At 66.4% G+C, this 16882-nt stretch carries 17 protein-coding genes, 2 tRNA genes and 1 riboswitch; of the genes, 7 read left to right on the forward strand and 12 right to left on the reverse strand.

The window, feature by feature from the left end:
* Nucleotides 1-356: 356 nt before the first annotated feature.
* The 6 genes from ACQKLX_RS17310 to ACQKLX_RS17335 all read right to left on the reverse strand — a co-directional run bounded on the left by ACQKLX_RS17310 (nucleotide 357) and on the right by ACQKLX_RS17335 (nucleotide 6343).
* Nucleotides 357-1574 (reverse strand): MFS transporter, encoded by a 1218-nt coding sequence (locus ACQKLX_RS17310; protein ID WP_427362812.1) that lies wholly within the window; start codon nucleotides 1572-1574, stop codon nucleotides 357-359.
* 167 nt (nucleotides 1575-1741) lie between these two features.
* Nucleotides 1742-2701 carry an ABC transporter substrate-binding protein gene (locus ACQKLX_RS17315; protein ID WP_427362813.1) on the reverse strand — a complete coding sequence of 320 codons (960 nt, stop codon included), beginning with the start codon at nucleotides 2699-2701 and terminating at the stop codon, nucleotides 1742-1744.
* A 43-nt stretch (nucleotides 2702-2744) separates the two neighbouring features.
* Complete coding sequence (locus ACQKLX_RS17320) at nucleotides 2745-3488, reverse strand: ABC transporter permease (protein ID WP_427362883.1); 744 nt, start codon at nucleotides 3486-3488, stop codon at nucleotides 2745-2747.
* A gap of 100 nt (nucleotides 3489-3588) precedes the next feature.
* A riboswitch (TPP riboswitch) is annotated at nucleotides 3589-3685 on the reverse strand.
* A gap of 60 nt (nucleotides 3686-3745) precedes the next feature.
* Nucleotides 3746-4390 carry a TenA family protein gene (locus tag ACQKLX_RS17325; protein ID WP_427362814.1) on the reverse strand — a complete coding sequence of 215 codons (645 nt, stop codon included), beginning with the start codon at nucleotides 4388-4390 and terminating at the stop codon, nucleotides 3746-3748.
* A gap of 103 nt (nucleotides 4391-4493) precedes the next feature.
* Nucleotides 4494-4946, reverse strand: coding sequence for a VOC family protein (locus tag ACQKLX_RS17330; protein WP_427362815.1), 453 nt, complete (start codon nucleotides 4944-4946; stop codon nucleotides 4494-4496).
* Nucleotides 4947-5167: 221 nt separating this feature from the next.
* Complete coding sequence (locus tag ACQKLX_RS17335) at nucleotides 5168-6343, reverse strand: hypothetical protein (RefSeq protein ID WP_427362816.1); 1176 nt, start codon at nucleotides 6341-6343, stop codon at nucleotides 5168-5170.
* Nucleotides 6344-6533: 190 nt separating this feature from the next.
* Here ACQKLX_RS17335 and ACQKLX_RS17340 point away from each other — a divergent pair, with 190 nt between their 5' ends.
* Nucleotides 6534-7163, forward strand: a complete 630-nt coding sequence (locus tag ACQKLX_RS17340) for a glutathione S-transferase family protein (RefSeq protein WP_427362817.1) — start codon at nucleotides 6534-6536, stop codon at nucleotides 7161-7163.
* Nucleotides 7164-7177: 14 nt separating this feature from the next.
* Here ACQKLX_RS17340 and ACQKLX_RS17345 read toward each other — a convergent pair whose 3' ends face one another.
* Together ACQKLX_RS17345 and ACQKLX_RS17350 are read right to left on the reverse strand one after the other, a co-directional pair.
* The gene (locus ACQKLX_RS17345) at nucleotides 7178-7597 is read right to left on the reverse strand and encodes a VanZ family protein (RefSeq protein WP_427362818.1); all 420 of its coding nucleotides are present in this window, start codon (nucleotides 7595-7597) and stop codon (nucleotides 7178-7180) included.
* Nucleotides 7598-7681: 84 nt separating this feature from the next.
* Nucleotides 7682-7756, reverse strand: a tRNA-Asn gene (locus ACQKLX_RS17350).
* 189 nt (nucleotides 7757-7945) lie between these two features.
* Here ACQKLX_RS17350 and ACQKLX_RS17355 point away from each other — a divergent pair.
* A tRNA-Cys gene (locus ACQKLX_RS17355) sits at nucleotides 7946-8019 on the forward strand.
* Between the two features lie 596 nt (nucleotides 8020-8615).
* Here the strand turns inward: ACQKLX_RS17355 and ACQKLX_RS17360 are convergent.
* Nucleotides 8616-8843: a hypothetical protein gene (locus tag ACQKLX_RS17360; RefSeq protein ID WP_427362819.1), complete on the reverse strand. Its 228-nt coding sequence runs from the start codon at nucleotides 8841-8843 to the stop codon at nucleotides 8616-8618.
* 283 nt (nucleotides 8844-9126) lie between these two features.
* Between ACQKLX_RS17360 and ACQKLX_RS17365 the strand changes: the two genes are divergently transcribed.
* Nucleotides 9127-10224 (forward strand): hypothetical protein, encoded by a 1098-nt coding sequence (locus ACQKLX_RS17365; RefSeq protein ID WP_427362820.1) that lies wholly within the window; start codon nucleotides 9127-9129, stop codon nucleotides 10222-10224.
* A gap of 184 nt (nucleotides 10225-10408) precedes the next feature.
* Nucleotides 10409-11533, forward strand: a complete 1125-nt coding sequence (locus ACQKLX_RS17370; RefSeq protein WP_427362821.1) for a helix-turn-helix transcriptional regulator — start codon at nucleotides 10409-10411, stop codon at nucleotides 11531-11533.
* A gap of 21 nt (nucleotides 11534-11554) precedes the next feature.
* On the opposite strand, the gene ACQKLX_RS17375 is transcribed toward ACQKLX_RS17370, so the two are convergent.
* Nucleotides 11555-12544 (reverse strand): OmpA family protein, encoded by a 990-nt coding sequence (locus ACQKLX_RS17375; RefSeq protein WP_427362822.1) that lies wholly within the window; start codon nucleotides 12542-12544, stop codon nucleotides 11555-11557.
* A 209-nt stretch (nucleotides 12545-12753) separates the two neighbouring features.
* Between ACQKLX_RS17375 and ACQKLX_RS17380 the strand changes: the two genes are divergently transcribed.
* From ACQKLX_RS17380 to ACQKLX_RS29840, 3 genes are all read left to right on the forward strand, one after another.
* Nucleotides 12754-13395 (forward strand): protein-L-isoaspartate O-methyltransferase family protein, encoded by a 642-nt coding sequence (locus ACQKLX_RS17380; protein ID WP_427362823.1) that lies wholly within the window; start codon nucleotides 12754-12756, stop codon nucleotides 13393-13395.
* Between the two features lie 223 nt (nucleotides 13396-13618).
* Nucleotides 13619-15016, forward strand: a complete 1398-nt coding sequence (locus ACQKLX_RS17385; protein WP_427362824.1) for a TolC family outer membrane protein — start codon at nucleotides 13619-13621, stop codon at nucleotides 15014-15016.
* A 325-nt stretch (nucleotides 15017-15341) separates the two neighbouring features.
* Nucleotides 15342-15902, forward strand: coding sequence for a PopZ family protein (locus ACQKLX_RS29840; protein WP_465247609.1), 561 nt, complete (start codon nucleotides 15342-15344; stop codon nucleotides 15900-15902).
* Nucleotides 15903-16073: 171 nt separating this feature from the next.
* On the opposite strand, the gene ACQKLX_RS17395 is transcribed toward ACQKLX_RS29840, so the two are convergent.
* Nucleotides 16074-16289, reverse strand: a complete 216-nt coding sequence (locus ACQKLX_RS17395) for a hypothetical protein (RefSeq protein WP_427362825.1) — start codon at nucleotides 16287-16289, stop codon at nucleotides 16074-16076.
* A gap of 10 nt (nucleotides 16290-16299) precedes the next feature.
* Nucleotides 16300-16785 carry a pyridoxamine 5'-phosphate oxidase family protein gene (locus ACQKLX_RS17400; RefSeq protein WP_427362826.1) on the reverse strand — a complete coding sequence of 162 codons (486 nt, stop codon included), beginning with the start codon at nucleotides 16783-16785 and terminating at the stop codon, nucleotides 16300-16302.
* Nucleotides 16786-16882 lie beyond the last annotated feature (97 nt).

A 16882-nucleotide genomic window follows, 5' to 3' on the forward strand; every position in this document is an offset into this window, starting at 1 on the left:
GTCAAGCGTCATCCCCCGGCGACAATGTCTCAACGTGATCTGGGACGCCATACGAACGCGACACACAGTCCCGCGAACTCAACTGAAGGGCGAATCGAGGATGATGCTAGACCGTCGATTCTTCTTCAAATCTTAAGGCGGCGAGAGACCTAAGCCCGCTTGGGATTGCTGGTCTGTTCTGGAGCGGAGCTGTCACGTCTAAGCCGTCGCTTCCGGACGCCACGCCGCTTTCGGTCAGAGTGGTCGGCATCGGATTCGGCTGCCGCTGGCCGGCGATGTGAATTGACCGGGACAGGGTAACCGCCGGCGTCATTTCAAAGGCGGATCCCGACCTTCCTCGCCGATCATGGCAGCAGTTATCCCCGCCGGTGCTCCACCTTCGGCAGAAACCAGGCCAGCAGCCCGATCGCCGGCAGGAAGGCGCAGATCCGGTAGACCGCCTCGATGCCGATCCAGTCGGCGACTTCGCCGAGGATCGCCGCCGCGAGGCCGCCGAGCCCGAAGGAGAGGCCGTAGAACAGGCCGCCGATCAGGCCGATCCGGCCCGGCATCAGCTCCATCGCGTAGATCAGGATCGCGGCGAAGGAACTCGCCATGATCAGGTTGATCACCACGGTCAGCACACCGGTCCAGAACAGGTCGGCGAAGGGCAGGATCAGCGAGAAGGGCAGGGCGCCGAGGATCGAGAACCAGAGGATGCGGTTGCGGCCGATCCTGTCGCCGATGATGCCGCCGGCGAGCGCGCCGACGGCGGCGGCCGCGAGGAACAGGAACAGCATCAGCTGCGAGCCCTGCACGGAGATGCCGAACTTCCCGATCAGGTAGAAGGTGTAATAGGAGCTGAAGCTCGACGAATAGGCGTTCTTCGAGAACAGCAGGATCACCAGGATGGTGATCGCGAAGGCGATCTGGCCCTTGGTATGCGCAGGCACCGCGGGCGCGGCCGCCACGACCTTCGCGGGTTTCGGAGCGGCCGCGGCCGCCTTGCTTAGCTCGGCATAGCGGCGCGCCGTCCAGACCATCAGGATCATGGCGAGCAGCGCCGCGGCCGAGAACCAGGCGACGCTGGCCTGGCCGCGCGGCACGATGATGAAGGCAGCGAGCAGCGGGCCGAGCGCACCACCGCTCTGGCCGCCGACCTGGAAGATGCCCTGCGCCAGCCCCTGCTGGCCGCCCGAGGCATTGCGGGCCATGCGCGTCGCTTCGGGATGGAAGATCGACGAGCCCAGGCCGACGCAGGCGGCCGAGACGAGCAGCAGCGCATAGCTGCCGGCATAGGCGAGCCCGATCAGCCCGGTCAGCGTGCAGCCCATGCCGACGACCATCGAATAGGGCATCGGGTTCTTGTCGGTATAGGCGCCGACGACCGGCTGCAGCAGCGAGGCGGTGATCTGGAAGGTCAGCGTGATCAGGCCGATCTGGCCGAAATCGAGCGCATAGGCCGTCTTGATGATCGGGTAGATCGCCGGGATCAGCGACTGGATCATGTCGTTGAGCAGATGCGTCGCGCTGAGCGCGAACAGCACCGGCAGGTCGGCGCGGCGGGTGGAGGCAATCGGCTGGCTGACGTTCATGCGGATGATCTATCCGGGCGCAGCTCCGGGCGACGACCCGCCGGATGGTTGCAGAGCCGGCTCATAGCACTGCGTCCGGCTGACCACCCAGAGCCACGGGCACAGAGCCGTTCTGATGTGGACGCGGGATGGGCGGCGGCAGGCGAGTTGCCGCCGCGATCCGCCCGCTACTTCACCTCGCCGGCGATCTCCGTGAGCGCCGGCGCCTTCTTGATCAAGCTGCGTTCGACGAGGAAGGCGCCGAAGCGCTCATAGCGGCCCTGGTCGAGGGCGCGCGGGCGCTTGGCGAAGCGCGGCAGCGTGTCGGTCCAGGCCTGGCGGTTGAGCGCGTCGTCGAGATCGGGATGGGCGGCGATGAAGAGCTTCCAGGCTTCCTGCGGATGGTTGGTAAGATAGAGCGCCGCCTTCTCGATGGCGTCGAGGAAGCGCGGGAGACGGCTGTCAGCGAGGGCGTCGCGGCGGGTGATCAGGATGAGCTCGTCATAGGCGGGAACGCCGTGCTCCTCGGGATAGAAGGCCGTGCCGGGATGGCCTTCGAGCTTCATCTGGGTCAGCTCGAAATTGCGGTAGCCGCCGATGGTGGCGTCGACTTTGCCGCCTATCAGCGCGGCCGAGAGCGCGAAGTTGACGTTGACCAGCTTGACGTCGTCGAGCTTGAGGCCGGCCTTGGCCAGCATCTGGCCGAGCAAAGTGGTCTCGGTGCCGGAGACGGCATAGCCGACCGTCTTGCCCTTGAGATCGGCGAGCGACTTGATCGGCCCGTCGGCCTTGACGATGACGCTGTTGAGCGGGGTCTCGACCAGCGTGCCGACGCGGACGATCGGGATGCCGGCGGCGTGGTCGAGATAGAGATTGGGCTGGTAGTGGATGCCGATATCGGCCTGGCCGGCGGCGACGAGGCGCGGCACGGCGGAGGGGTCGGAGGGCGGCACCATGGTGACGTCGATCCCGGCCTCCTTGAACAGGCCGAGCTTGTCAGCGACGACCAGCGGGGCATGGTCCGGGTTGACGAACCATTCGAGCATCACGGTCAGCTTGTCGGCGGCGCGGGCCGGGCTGGCGAGGCCGGCGGCGAGGGCGATGCTGCCGGCGAGGAGGGCGCGTCGGGACAGGGCGCGTAGGGTCATCGGGCGAAATCCTTCTGCGTGATCGATTTGAAGCGGAGTGGCGTCATGGCTCGCTCGCCCAGGGGAGGAGGCGCGGGCCGAGCGCATCGACGAGATGGCGCAGGACGAGGCTAAGCACGGCGAGCACGGTCATCGCGGCGAAGACCGTGTCGGTCTGCATGCGGGCATTGGCCTGGACCATGACGAAGCCGAGCCCGGCCGAGGAGCCGACCCATTCGCCGATCACCGCGCCGAGCGGTGCCAGCGGGGCCGCGACCCTGAGGCCAGTGAGGAGGGCTGGCATCGCCAGCGGCAGGCGTACATAGCGCAGCGTCTGCCAATGCGTCGCCGAGGTCAGCGCTGTGGCGTCGATCAGCTCGGGGTCGGTCCGGCGCAGGCCGTCAGTGAAGGCGGAGGCGACCGGGAAGAAGATGATGATCGTCGCCATGATCACCTTCGAGCCCATGCCGAAGCCGAACCAGACGACCAGCAGCGGCGCGATGACGAAGACCGGGAAGGACTGCAGTACCAGCAGGATCGGCCAGAGCAGGCGGCCGAGCCGCGGCAGCGCCACAATGGCGAGCGCTGTCAGCGCGCCGAACGCTGAGCCGAGCACGAAGCCAAGAGCCATCTCGGCGATGGTCGTCAGGCTGTTGCTGAAGAGGAAGCCGGGCTGGCGCTGGAAGGCCAGCGCCACGTCGAGCGGCGAGGGCAGGATGTAGCGCGGCGGCTGGAACAGCCAGACCGCGCCCTGCCAGGCCAGAAGCAGGACGAGAATGGTGCGGAGCGCCGGCGCGAATGCCGCCATCACCGGCTTCACGCCGAGAGTTGGGCTGCGCTCTGTCGCGTCCTGCGTCGTCAAAATCCGCCTTTCCGGGGGAAGGCGGGCACGGGGAAAAGCACTGACGAGGCTGCCCCGAGCGACTCCCTCCGCCAGCATGATCTGGTTCAGGTTCGAAGGGTGCTTCTCAGCCCGCCTTGCGGCGAACGCCCCCGTCTCTCGATTGTGCTTGTGGCAGAAAGACTTGTGCCTGTCACGCCTATGTCAGGTTAGAGGCGCGCCGCTCAGGCTTCCACAAAAGCCGAGTCAAAAAAGGCCTTCTCCAGCGCGACAGTGCGCAGGAAGAAGTCCCGGCTGGTCTCAGCCTCGCTTGGACCAACCCGGTCGAGCTCGCTCCGCAGGAAGCCGACGAAATCGCGGAAATCGGGATTGTCGTGCAGGGTGACCCATTCGGCATGGACGAAGTTCGCCGGCAGCGGCTGCGAGGCCTGCAGGGCCCAATCGAGATAGAGCCATTCGGCCACGACCAGCACGGAGAGGGCGGCGGCGTAGGAGCGCGTCGCGGCGGCCTCGCGCATGATCGCCTTGAAGCCAGCGGTAGGCTTGGTATCGGGCGGGGCGATGCGATCCTGCTCGCTGACGCCGAGCGCGTCGAAGGAGCGCAGGAAATAGGTGTTCTCCTCGCCGCTGACCATGCCGATGAAGCGGCCGAAGCGGATGCGGGCCTCGAAGCTGTCGGCGCTGGCGAGCGCCGCTCCGAGCAGGGTCAGGAAGCTGTCGAGGAAGCGGTGGTCCTGAATCAAATAGCGGGACATGACCGCATCGGAGACCGACCCGTCGAGCAGTTCGCGGACAAAGCGGTGGCCGACGGATTGCGACCAGGCCGGCTGGCTGGCCTGGCGGAGAGTCTCGGTGAAACGGGTGGTCATCGTCATCGCCTTCTGCTGATCGGGCTCTCCCTATCAGCAGCGGCGCTGCATCGGAACCAGCGGCCGGACATAGGCTCCGGCCGCCAGTCTTCAGAACGAAGGCTCAGCCCTGCGGCGGCTTCCAGTCGCCGGTCGGAATGGTGTTGACCATCCACGGCACGCCGAACTTGTCGACCAGCGAGCCGAAGCCCGGCGACCAGAAAGTCTCGCTGAACGGCATCACCGCCTTGCCGCCTTCGGAGAGCTGGTCGAACCAGCGCTGGCCTTCCGCCTTGTCATTGGTGTGCAGGGTGACGTCGAAGCCGTTCTTCGGCTTGTCGATATTCTGGGCCCAGTCGACATCCATGTCGGCGCCCATCAGCGACTGGTCGCCGACATCGAGCCAGCAATGCATCAGCCAGTTCTTGTACTTGCCGTCGGTGTCCGGCATGCCCATGCCGGGCGGTGCATCGCCATAGGGCATGGCGGCGGTGATCTTGCCGCCGAGGACCTTGGCGTAGAATTCGAAGGCCTCGCGGCACTGGCCGCGGAAGCTCAGGCTGGTCACGATCTTCATGGTCGTCTCCTCTCACTTTTGGGGCATGTCGGGTCGGCAAACCGGCCGTGGCCGATGCGGCTCAATTGAGTTGATATCAACGTTCTATGTCTCGGCCATGTCAATTGTTCCAACTCTCCTCTGGCAGCTTCGTTCAAACTCAGGATCGCAGAAAGCGGCGCTTGTCCGTGTCAGCAGACGATGGGAGCGCGATATCCGCTCCCATCCGGAACCTTCGCCGCCTACTTCAACCGCCCCGCGACGATCTTCGCGAGCTCGCCGACACGGGCCTTGGCCTCAGCGTGCAGCGCCTGGTCGCGTTCGCCGCCGGAGACGCGGACGTCGACGGTGGTCAGCCCCTTGCGGATATGGATGCGATTCATGATGTCCAGCGCCGCCTCGTCGCCGAGGCCTTCGATCGGCGTCTTGGCCTCCGAGACCTTGATCGCGCTCTGGAACCAGCGCTTCGACAGATCCTCATTGGCGGCGACGTTGCGGACGCTGACCTGGATCTGGTTGAGCTCGACCGTGCGCTTGCCGTCCTTCTCGACGGTGCGCTTGGCGTCGAACTGACAGCCGATCGGGTTCGGCAGCGCCTCCTGCCGGTTCTCGCGGCTTTCATGGGTGATCTTGCCCATCAGCTTGCGCGGCTCGCTCACGCTCATCTCGGGGAAGGCGGCCTTGACCTCGGCCGGTGTCAGCAGGGCGCAGGCATCCGGCCATTGCTCGACAGGCGCGACGGAGGAGATGCGGGTATCGGCCGGCACCGTCACCGCGCTGTTGCTGGCGATCTGTGCCGGCGCATCGATCATGCCTGTGCCGCCCCGCCAGCGCGCCGCCGCCTGCTTCGCCAGAGCGAGCGCGTTCGGCGCGGTCTGCTCGGAATAGAGATCGAGCGAGACGGTATAGATCAGATCGTCCTTGCGGGCGCGGATCATCACGCTGGAGCTGTTGGTCTCCTGGAAGGCCTCGTCGCCGATGCCGGAGAGCGGCTCGAGCTTGAGCGTCAGTCTGGGATCGGCCGCGACCTTCTCGCGCGTTCCCTTGATCGAGGCGAAGGCCTGCGTCGGCGTCTCGCGGCCCTTCGAGACGCCGTCCCAGCGGATCACGGTGAGCGAGGCGAAGCGGGCGTGGTCGAGCTTCGAGGTCGGGCTCGGCAGTTTCACGGAATACATGCAGCTCTCGGCATATTGCGGGCCGCGATGGATCGGGCTCAGCGTCGGGCCCTTGGCCGTAATCGGCCGGCCGGGGAAGAGCGCTTCAAGGTCGGCCTGCGGCAGCAGGCGGCAGGCATCGGGCGCCTTGCTCGCGGTCGGCTCGGTGGCGGCAGGCGCAGCTGTCGTCGTTGCAGTCTGGGCGAGGGCAGGGGCGGCGAGCGCCAGCAACAGCGGGGTCGCGAGCAGGGAACGGGCGGGCATCGCATCGGTTCTCCAGGGACGGGCGCGCGCCGCGATCGCTCGCGGTGCGTGCCGTTCAGGAGCGCCACGCTAGGCGCGATGGTGGCGCGAGCATGGCGCTGCGACAGGTCATGGGCGAGATTGCTGACAAAGGCTGTCAGCCGGAATGGTCTCAATACAAACTAATCGGTATGTATCGGAGGAGGCGATGATGAAGCTCTATGGTTTCGGGCCGACGCGGACCTTGCGGGCGATGTGGGGCCTCAAGGAGCTCGGCGTGCCGTTCGATTACATCCATGTCGACCTGCTTGGCGGCGAGGCGCAGACGCCGGAATTCCTCAAGATCAACCCGGCCGGCAAGCTGCCGGTGCTGATCGATGGCGACAACGTCCTGCCGGAGTCGGCGGCGATCATCCTCTATCTCGCCGAGAAATTCCCGGAGAAGCGCCTGCTGCCCGATGATCTTAATGAGCGGGCTCAGACCTATCGCTGGATCCTGTTCGCGATGACCGAGCTGGAGCAGCCGCTCTGGCGCATCACCAAGCACAGCTTCCTCTATCCCGAGGAGCACCGGCTGCCGCAGGACATCATGCTCGCCAGCGAGGAGTTCCGGCTCATGGCGGCCGTGCTCGAAGCCCATATGGAGGGGCGCGAGTTCATCGTCGGCAACAGGATGGGGGCCACCGACTGCGTCACCGCCTATCTGATGGACTGGGCGAACGAGCAGGAGCTGCTCGACGGTTTCCCGCGCCTTCAGGGTTATCTTAAGCGCATGTATGCCCGCCCGGCCGCGCCGCAGCGGATCGCCGAAGCCTTCGCCAGCGTTCAGCCGACGGCGTAGTCAGGGCGAGGCGGTCAGCGGTGCGGAGCGCCGTCCGTGTGCCTGACGGTCGCGCGGGTAGGCGAGCGCTTCCACCAGAAGCGTTCGCACAGCGCTGCCACGGCAAGCCCGGTGACGCCGCCCATGACCTTGACGGCTGCGTCCAGCGCCCGGGCATGCCGGCTCGCCTCGAAATGCTGGGCGAGCTCGAGCCCGGCGGCGCCGGCGACGATGCACAGCAGAATCACGCCCTTGCGCGCCGGGTAGGCGACGGCGAGAGCCGCGGCGGCGACCAGATAGGCGACGAAACGTTCGATCTGCGGTCCGAGATGCGCGATATGCGGGCGAGCGCCGATCGGGGACAAGGTCGCGACGATGACGAGGGCGACCGCGCCCCAACCGATCAGGGCGGCCGAGCGACGCACGGTGAGTTCGAACCCGAAGAGCCGCAGCATCGCTGTTTGCCTCTCGCGCCGCACCATTTTCGTCCCGGAAAGCAAAAGGGCTCAAGCGGTCGTCGCTCAAGCCCTTGAAACTGCTGGCTCCCGGAGCAGGATTCGAACCTGCGACCAATCGATTAACAGTCGATTGCTCTACCGCTGAGCTATCCGGGATCGGTGGGGGGCGTATAGCGACGCTCCCGGGATGGCGCAAGCCTTTTGCTGGCATCGCGATGGAGAAAATCGTGGGCAGTCGATCTGCCCCATGGTCAATTCACATTGTCGGCAGAGTTTCGGTTGCGGCGCGCTGCGGCATGTGGTTATACGCCCGCCGAGGAGCGCGCTTCGGTGTCGCTCCGGGATGGCCTCGTGGCGGAGTGGTTACGCAGAGGACTGCAAATCCTTGCACCCCGGTTCGATTCCGGGCGAGGCCTCCAAATTTCATCGCGGCAACGACCGATACGCCGCGCTGCTCCTCAGACAAGATAGAATATCGTCAGCACCCCGCCTGAAGCAGGCTGAGCGGCGGCGTACAAATGCCTCGGCCGCGCGGGCGAGCGCTGATGCGGATTTATCCGTTTCATCGCCAAGCCCCATGTCGCGGTCAATGTGACAAGCGACGCGGGCACGGCGCTCCTGAACTCAGCTCATCGGCTGGCGGCTTGTTCTCATTGTCTACCAGGGCCGCTTCAAGCACTGCGAGTATCAGCCTGATCTTGCCGATCGGCTTCCTGCAATGTTGGCATTCGAGGACGGTTTGATCGTCCGTCCATTCCGGGATTTCGATCGTGGTGGCGCCACATTCGTTGCACGCAAATTCCGGGGATCGAGAGTCGATAGCCAAAGCATATCCCTCACCTTCCGCACCGCATTCTTTCTGCACTTGCTGGCTGGACGATGGGCTCAGGCGTAGCGAATTCCAGCCAGGTCAAGCTTTTGAAGCGTAGCCGCTCATCATACGTTTGCACTACCCATTTGGGGGTGGTTGCCGCGGAAGCTAAGCGGGTGCGGCCGCGCTCGCGCTGGCGATCGATCAACCCGGACGGCGATTCCTGAAACGCTCGATCAGTCCCAGGCACCAGTTGGCGAAGCGCGCCATCGGCCGCTGCAGAAACGGGATGTCGGCCGCGAGCAGCATCAGGCCCAGCGGCAGCATCCAGGCCCCGAGGATCGGCAGGAACGAAAAGATGCCGCCGATGATCAAAGCGAGGCCGGCCGGAATCCTGATCAGGCGCGAATCGCGATGCCGGAGCCAGCGCATCGCCTTGGCGAGGCGGGGAGGGAGCTCGGCCTCGATTCGTTTGAAAGCGGCTCTCAGCTCTTGCCGTCCGGATGAAAAGTGCATGTCACCTCAGTCTTTGCCACCCGGCTGAAACGCCCGGCTTGCCCGATCGTTCGCCTGTGATGGAGATATCGCGTGCCGGCGCGAAGAGGCGCGGCGGATCGAAGACGAATATGGCGAGAGCGGCGCAGATTTCCGCAAGGGCGCGGCATCGAGGCGAAGCGGCCATGTGTCGCGCCGGCGGGGCGGGGAAGGGGGCGGCATGGGCTGGAAGGATCTCGTCCGCAGCGTGCGCGACAAGATGCTGGGCAGGCCGGCAGCGGAGCCGGCCGAGGAACTGACCAACTACGAGATTCTGCTGCGGGACTACGATCTGCATTCGCTGTTCCTGCACGACGAGATCCCGCGCCTCTTCGGCGAGCGCGATGCGATGCGCCGGGCCTGGCAGGAACGGGATTTTCCGGCCTATCGCGCCGCCTTCGAGGCGGCACGGGTGCAAGGCGATCTCGCCGAGAACGGCAAGCCGCGCTACCTCCTGATGAAGGACTGGTTCCTCGAAGAGTTCATGGCGCTTCCCGACGGCGACGAAGCCGGGCCGCGGCACGAGGCGCTGCTCGACGGCTTCGCCGCCTATTTCCGCAACGACCCCTCGCCCTTCTCGGCGGCGACCTATGCCGATGCGCTGCGGGTGACCGCCTATGCCTGGCGTGGGACCGCCTGCGCCGCCGATGTCAACATGGATCAGGCCGAGCAGTTTCGCAGGTTCCTGCAGCAGGCGGATGCGGTGCTCGACAGCCAGCCCGATCCCGATGATTTCGCCTGGAGGGCCAGCCATTTCCGGCGCGGCGCCGAGACCGGCTCCTTCAGCGAGTATCAGCGCCGCTTCGAGGCGGCCTGGGCGCTCGATCGCTACAATATCGACCTGTGCCGCAACTTCGCCCGGATGATCATGCCGCGCTGGCTCGGCCGCGACGAGCATGATCTCGAAGTCTTCGCCCGGCGTGCCGCCGAATTGACCAAGGACCGCTTCGGCTACGGCTTCTATGCCTTGATCCAGGCGGCCAATACCGAGGTCGGGGAGCACGAACTCGAGGACACGCTCTGCGATCCCGTCCTGGTCAAGCAGGGCTTCGAGGACCTCGTCGCCCGCTTCCCGACGCCGAGCAACTTCAACCTCTATGCCGACATGCTGGAGTGGATGAAGGATACGCAGGCCCTGGCCGACCTGCTCGAGAGCCGCTTCCGCACGATCGTGCCGGAGATCTGGTACGGCGACACGCTGGACGACAAGTTCGTCTACGCCTTCGAGACGCTGCTGGAGGCCGACGAGGTGCTGAAGGCACGTCGGCGGCTGGCCTGAGCGAAAAGAAACCGGCCCCAGGGCCCGAGTAACCCATGGGAAGATTTAGGCTTTGCGCCGCCGGATCATGAGGTTAGCCTGATTATTCGGCCGCATTCCGCGGCCGGTGCCGTAGCGGACGATGCCGGGCCGAGGGGGAAGGCCAGGTTTCGCCGGCAAAGCGTATGGCTGGCCGAGGGCTTTGATGGTGCGGGCGAATCTCGATGCGGTCACCGGCGCCGTCGACGGTCTCCTGGATGCGGCGCTCGACTTCCGCCAGATGCCCGGCGCGATCGAGATGGTCCGCCATCTCTTCGACGGCTCCAAGATCTGCCTCGGCTATTTCGGCCCGGATTCGCATCCCGACGATGCGATCACCAACGCGTCGGATCCGGACCTCAACGCCTTCCTCTATCGCGAGCTGATGCCGGATGCCGTGCGTTTCAGCGCGCGGGTCGCGTCGGTGCCGATCGGCTCGGCCTATCGGGATCACATCCTGTTCGGCGAGGACTTCCGTAACAGCCGCCTGTGGCGCGAATGGATGGCGCCGCAGGACATGTTTGGCGGGATGGCCAGCCGCGTGCTCGATATCGACGGCTCGTTCTGGATGTTCGACGTCCAACGCGGACGCCGGCAGGAGCCGTTCGACGCCGCCGAGTTCGAACTGTTCGAGCGGGTGGCGGGAGTGATGCGACGCGTGACGTTGCTGCATCAGCAGCTCGGAGGCGTCAGCATCGAGCGTGAGATGGCGCGCCGGGCGCTCGACGAACTCTCGCTCGCCGTCATCATCGTGGATCGTAACCTGCAGCTCGCCTATGCGAACGCTGCCGGCGACGAATTGCTGGCCGATCCGGCGGGGCCTCTCGGCCTGCGAGGCGGCAGATTGTGGGCCCGCGCGGCGCCCGAGCAAAGCGGGCTCAAGGATTTGGTTGCCGGGGCGAGCGACCTCGCCGGCGCGCGCGGGCAGATGCTGCTGCGGGCGCGCACCGGGGCGGCATGTGACGTCTCGCTCTGCGTTACGCCGCTGCCTGCGGCCTATGCCCTGCCCGGGCGGATGAACGATGTCATGCTCGTGGCGCGTCCGCTCGAACCGGCCGGCGGCGGCCTCGCCGCCGTGAGGCAGATGTTCGACCTGACCGAAGCCGAAGCGAAGCTGGCGCTGGGGCTGGCCTCCGGCCTGTCCCTGATAGACTTGGCGCGGCAGCAGGGCATCAGGATGACGACGGCGCGCACCCATCTGGCCCGGGTCTTCTGGAAGACCGGGACAAGGCAGCAAAGTCAGGTCGCCGCCCTGTTGCGGGCGGCGGAGTTGCCGATGCGGAAGCGCTAGGACGGCGTTGCTGCCCACGGCTCAGCGCCGGACCAGTTCGACGCGGCGATTGCGCGCCCGGCCAGCTTCGTCGGCATTCGATGCGACAGGCTGCTCCAGCCCCCTGCCGAGGGCGTTGAGGCGGCTGCGATCGATGCCGTAGCGGGTCGCGAGCTCGGCTACGACGGAGAAGGCACGCATGTCCGAGAGCTTGAGATTATAGGCGGCGCTGCCCTGGTTGTCGGTGTGGCCGACCACGTCCAGCCGCAGGGCCGGGCTCTTGCCCAGCAGTTCGGCGATCGCCTTGAGCTGAGGCTGCGATTCCGGCCTGATGTCGGCCCTGTCGTAGTCGAACAGGATGCCATAGACGTTCGTTCGGCCATTCTGATCGATCTCGCGGCCGAGCTGGCTGGCCTCGACCACCTGGATCTGGCCCGTCTGCATCGCGCCCGCTTCGATGACACGGGCGATCACCGTGCGGCCCCGGCTCTCATCCTCGGAGAAGGCGAGGCTGACATGGACTGCGCCGCCCGGCCGGTTCAGCCTTGCGTAGAGATAGCGGCCATTGCCATTGCCGAAGAAATTGCGGACGAAATCGCCGAGCTGCAGCTTCGGCAGATCGGTGGTCCCGTCCAGCGCCAGGCCAAGGAAAAGGCCGGGATATTTGCGCCCGTCGCTGAAGCAGGTCCCGGCCTCGGTCGAGCAGGTGAAGGGTATCTCGAAGCCGGCGCCGGTCAGGCTCGCCTGATAGTTGCGCAGCGCCTCCAGGCCGGTGCGGCCGGGCGGCAGCTTGTAGTAGAGCGTGAAGACCTTGCCCTCGACGCTCTGCCAGCCGGCGCCGCTCTGCTCTCGCGAGCTGCGTTCGTCGATCGGGCCGGTGATAATCCGGGCCTCGTCGAAGGCCGCCTCCTTGAAGCCGACCTGCTGCGACCCCTGGAAACGGCCGAGCAGGGGATGATCCTGGGCCAGCGCCGGCATGGCGAGATGGCAGGCCAGTGCCAGTGCCGACCAGAGGAGAGGCTTTGCTGTCATGGCTCGTCACCCGCGATGAAAGGAAAAGGCATGTGAGGACCGCCCGCGAACGTTGGGTGAGCAGCATTGCGACGATGCCTGGAGGGCTGCATCCTTCATTCGAACGAGCCGGCGCCTTCACCCGGCCTTGCCTTTTACGGCGGCCTCGCCCAAAAACCGCGGGCAGGCTCGAGGTGCCCGTCCGGGTGCCTTCCTCCGGAGATTTGAGTATGAGCAGCTTCGCCGAACTGCGGCGCATGATGGTCGATTGCCAGTTGCGCACCTATGACGTGACCGATCGCGCCGTGCTCGCCGCGGCCGACACGGTGCCGCGCGAGGCCTTCCTGCCGGGCGAACTGTCGCATCTGGCCTATCTCGACCGCCAGGAGCCGCTGCCGGGCACCGGCCGGGCGCTGCCGGCGCCGATGGTGACGGCGCGGATGATCCAGGTTCTCGATCTGCAGCCGGGCGAGGAAGCCCTCGAATATGGTGGTGGCTCGGGCTATGGCGCGGCGCTGATGGCGGAGATGGGCGCCAGGACGACGCTGCTGGAGCCGGACGAGGCCGCGCTGGCGCTGGCGCGCACCGCCTTCGCCCAGCCGGGGGTCGTGGCCGCCGAATTGGTCGCGAGCCTGCCGAAGGAGCGCCGCTTTGACGCGATCCTGGTCAGCGGCTCCTGCGAGACGCAGCCCGAGCCGATCTTCCACCATGTCCGCGAGGGCGGACGTCTGGTCGTGATCGAGGGCGCCGGACGTTCGGCGCGCGTGATGCTTTACCGGAAAGCGGGCGAATCGCTCTCCGGCCGGCCGGTCTTCGATGCGGCGGCGCCTGCGCTGCGCGAGTTCCGGAAAGCTGAGGTGTTCGCGCTCTGAGTGGCCGATTGTCCCCAGAGAGGTACGTCGTCGGTATTAATCGCCGGCGAAGTGTCGCATTTTTGCGGCAGTATGGAATTGAAAAGCGGCCGGTTCGTCCCGCAACATTGGCGAGACGAGCTGCGAAGCTTATGATTTTAAATCGAGTGCCGAGGCTGGGGCGATGCCTGGGCGTGACTAGAGTCCGCACAAGAGGCGTCCAGTGATTGTAACGCGACCGACCTTGAAGAAGACCGCCAGCCGTCTGCTGGTGGCCGGCATGCTGGGAGCCGTGACGGGCTCCCCGGTGCTGGCGCAGACGATGGACGCGGCGCTGGGGCGTGCCTATTCGGCAAATCCGACGCTGAATGCGCAGCGCGCCGCAGTGCGCGCCACCAACGAGAACGTGCCGCAGGCGCTCTCCGGCTACCGGCCGCGCATCACGGCCTCGGCCGATATCGGCGCGAGCATCACCGAGAGCGACACCCCGTTCAATGCGCAGGGCAGCGGCAGTGCGCATAGCCGCAATCTCGCGCGCCTCAATCCGCGCGGTGCCGGGCTGCAGATCGACCAGAACATCTTCGACAGCGGCAAGACCCGCAGCACCGTCAGCCAGGCCGAATCGCAGGTGCTGGCGGCGCGCGCCACCCTGCGCAACACCGAGCAGAACGTCCTGCTCGACGCGGCGACGTCCTATATGAACGTGCTGCGCGACACGGCGATCCTCAACCTCAACCGCAACAACGTCGAGGTGCTGGAGGAGCAGCTGCGCCAGACCAAGGACCGGTTTCAGGTCGGCGAGGTGACGCGCACCGACGTGGCCCAGGCCGAGGCGCGCCTGTCCTCGGCGCAGTCGCAGGCGATCCTGGCGGAATCCAATCTCAAGACCTCGATCGCGCGCTATCGCCAGAATGTCGGCGCCGAGCCGAAGCAGCTCGCCCCCGGCCGGCCGGTGGAGAACCTGCTGCCGAAGTCGCTGCCGGCCGCGCTGAACGGCGCCTTGCAGGGGCATCCGGCGATCATCGCGGCGCTGCACGGCGTCGATGCGGCGGAGCTGCAGGTCAAGGTCACCGAGGCCGATCTCTATCCGGTCGTCGGCGTACGCGGCCTCGTGCAGCAGCGCTACGACAACCAGTTCTTCGGCGACAACCGTACCTCGGCCAGCGCCGTCGCGACGCTGACCATCCCGATCTATGAGGGCGGGCAGGTCTATTCGCGGACGCGCCAGGCCAAGGAGACGGCCGGGCAGCGCCGGATCGAGGTCGACACCTCGCGCGACAACGTTCGCGCCGCGGTCGTGTCCGCCTGGGGCGCGCACGATGCGGCCAAGGCGCAGATCACCGCCGCGCAGGCGCAGGTGCAGGCGGCCGAAACCGCGCTCGCCGGCGTGCGCGAAGAGGCCAAGGTCGGCCAGCGCACCACGCTTGACGTGCTCAACGCCCAGCAGGAACTGGTCAGCGCCCGCTCGACGCTGGTCACGGCGCAGCGCGATCGGGTCGTGGCGTCCTATGCCGTCCTCTCCGCGATCGGCAAGCTTTCGGCCGAGACATTGCGGCTCAAGGCGGAAATCTACGACTCCCGCAAGCACTACGATCAGGTCAAGGGCCTGCTCTGGGGCACGCAGACGCCGGACGGTCGCTGAGCCGGCTTTCGTTGACCTGAGAACCGCTGGTCCTTCCGGGACAGGCCCAAGGCCTGTGCCCGGAACGGTCGCTGCCTCCGGAAGGGCGTCGGCACCTGGCCTCGGTTCCAGATTCCCGGCGCTTGGCTGAGGCGGCCCGCCGGAACGACAGCGCAGCACCGGCGCAACACTCCGGATTTCTCCTGTGGGCCGGCCTCCAGCCGCCTTGCCTGCCGGTTTTCCGGTGAAATACTCATGCAGCGGGGCGCACTGATTCCATAGGCGTCCCTTGAGTCGAGTGACCGGAATCAGCATGAGCGCGCAGCCCAAGGCCAATGAACCTTCGATGGAGGAAATTCTCGCCTCCATCCGGCGGATCATCGCCGATGACGAGAAGCCTGCCGCGCCGCCGGAGGAGGCCGCTCCGGAGCCGGTCGCACTGGCTCCACAGCCCGAGCCTGAACCCGAACCGGAGTCGATCGAGGACGACGTGCTCGATCTTGGCGCCGAGGCCGAGCGCATAGAGGAAGAGCCGGCCGCGGCCGCGCCTGTCGAAGCATCGGCGGACGATATCGACTTCGTCGAGCCGCAGGCCGCGGCGCAGCCTGCGCCCGAGCCGGAACCGCCTCAGCTCCAGGCCTTCGTGCCGCCTCCGATCCAGCCGCAGCAGCCGGCGCCCGTCGATATGTCGGCGCTGATCTCCGACCAGACCGGCGCTGCCGTGCAGAACGCCTTCGGCGCGCTCGCCAACACCGTGCTCAGCAACAATGCGCGCACGCTGGAGGATCTGGTCAAGGAGATGCTCAAGCCGATGCTCAAGACCTGGCTCGACGACAACCTGCCGGCCATGGTCGAGCGGCTGGTCCGGGCCGAGATCGAGCGCGTCGCCCGCGGCGGGCGGCGCTGAACGCTTCTAGAGCACGCTGATCTTCCTCGGGAGCACGCCGTCATCCCGGACAGGAGGCGAAGTCGCGCAGCTCCGGAATCCGTCGTAAGGCTGCGGAGCTCTACGATGGATCCCGGGTCGAGCTTCGCTCGCCCAGGATGACGATGCGGTTCCGCGTGACGACAATGCGCTTTAACGACGCCGCTTCCGGGCCGCTTCGCGGCGCGGTCCGAAAGCTCCGCCTTCGTTGAGGCTCTGGATGGCATAGCCGGCAAGCGCCATCAGCGCCGTCTGCGGGCCGAGCCGCGAGACCAATAGCTGCATCCCGAGCGACAGGGGGCGAGGATAGCGGCCGGACGCTGCTTCCGACGCGACCCAGGCGCCGACCAAATGAACGAGAAGTCTCATTATCGCCCCCTCAGAGCAGGACTTTGCGGTTGCTGCCGAGATCGGGCCGCGAGCCGGAGATGGCTGCGGCCGCCATCTTCACCGTGGTTACGATCTTGCCCGGGCTGTCCCAGAATTCCGCCAGGCTGGGGCGGACCTTGAGGATGCGGATGTTCGGATCGTCCTTGCTCTCCCAGAAGGCGCGCGCCGCCGGTGACCAGAGCTCGGCGACGCGGAGGCGATCGTCGAGCAGATTGGCGGTGCCGGAAACCGAGACATAGGTGTGGGAGCCGCTGCCGGAAAAGCAGAGGCAGACAGTCTCGTTGATCTCGATCTCGTCATCCTTGTGGGAGCGCAGATCGGTCAGGAAATAGATCGCATCCTCGTCACGGCGCGGATGGGCGCTCATCGGGCGAGCGCGCAGGATTTCGCCGCCTTCGTCGTGGCTGACGAGCATGCACAGACCGATCTCCTCGATCAGCTCCCAGGCGCGGTCCTGGTCCCTCTTGCGGGTCATGTCTCGGCTCCTTCTGCAGTCCTTCTCCCAACTACGGAAGCGGGGCCGGGGTTCCGTCTCGGACTGTCGAGGCAGAGCCTTGCTAGATGATCGCCTG

The sequence above is a fragment of the Allobosea sp. NPDC003192 genome, from assembly GCF_050275675.1.
Taxonomy (GTDB): Bacteria; Pseudomonadota; Alphaproteobacteria; order Rhizobiales; family Beijerinckiaceae; genus Allobosea.

Excerpts from the sequence above, each read along its gene's own strand:
- ACQKLX_RS17380 (WP_427362823.1), top strand. The coding sequence starts at position 12,754 with ATGAGCAGCTTCGCCGAACTGCGGCGCATGATGGTCGATTGCCAGTTG.
- ACQKLX_RS17320 (WP_427362883.1), bottom strand. The coding sequence starts at position 3,488 with ATGGCGGCATTCGCGCCGGCGCTCCGCACCATTCTCGTCCTGCTTCTG.
- ACQKLX_RS29840 (WP_465247609.1), top strand. The coding sequence starts at position 15,342 with ATGGAGGAAATTCTCGCCTCCATCCGGCGGATCATCGCCGATGACGAG.
- ACQKLX_RS17310 (WP_427362812.1), bottom strand. The coding sequence starts at position 1,574 with ATGAACGTCAGCCAGCCGATTGCCTCCACCCGCCGCGCCGACCTGCCG.
- ACQKLX_RS17325 (WP_427362814.1), bottom strand. The coding sequence starts at position 4,390 with ATGACCACCCGTTTCACCGAGACTCTCCGCCAGGCCAGCCAGCCGGCC.
- ACQKLX_RS17345 (WP_427362818.1), bottom strand. The coding sequence starts at position 7,597 with ATGCTGCGGCTCTTCGGGTTCGAACTCACCGTGCGTCGCTCGGCCGCC.
- ACQKLX_RS17375 (WP_427362822.1), bottom strand. The coding sequence starts at position 12,544 with ATGACAGCAAAGCCTCTCCTCTGGTCGGCACTGGCACTGGCCTGCCAT.
- ACQKLX_RS17340 (WP_427362817.1), top strand. The coding sequence starts at position 6,534 with ATGAAGCTCTATGGTTTCGGGCCGACGCGGACCTTGCGGGCGATGTGG.
- ACQKLX_RS17330 (WP_427362815.1), bottom strand. The coding sequence starts at position 4,946 with ATGAAGATCGTGACCAGCCTGAGCTTCCGCGGCCAGTGCCGCGAGGCC.
- ACQKLX_RS17360 (WP_427362819.1), bottom strand. The coding sequence starts at position 8,843 with ATGCGCTGGCTCCGGCATCGCGATTCGCGCCTGATCAGGATTCCGGCC.
- ACQKLX_RS17370 (WP_427362821.1), top strand. The coding sequence starts at position 10,409 with ATGGTGCGGGCGAATCTCGATGCGGTCACCGGCGCCGTCGACGGTCTC.
- ACQKLX_RS17335 (WP_427362816.1), bottom strand. The coding sequence starts at position 6,343 with ATGCCCGCCCGTTCCCTGCTCGCGACCCCGCTGTTGCTGGCGCTCGCC.
- ACQKLX_RS17400 (WP_427362826.1), bottom strand. The coding sequence starts at position 16,785 with ATGACCCGCAAGAGGGACCAGGACCGCGCCTGGGAGCTGATCGAGGAG.
- ACQKLX_RS17365 (WP_427362820.1), top strand. The coding sequence starts at position 9,127 with ATGGGCTGGAAGGATCTCGTCCGCAGCGTGCGCGACAAGATGCTGGGC.
- ACQKLX_RS17315 (WP_427362813.1), bottom strand. The coding sequence starts at position 2,701 with ATGACCCTACGCGCCCTGTCCCGACGCGCCCTCCTCGCCGGCAGCATC.
- ACQKLX_RS17395 (WP_427362825.1), bottom strand. The coding sequence starts at position 16,289 with ATGAGACTTCTCGTTCATTTGGTCGGCGCCTGGGTCGCGTCGGAAGCA.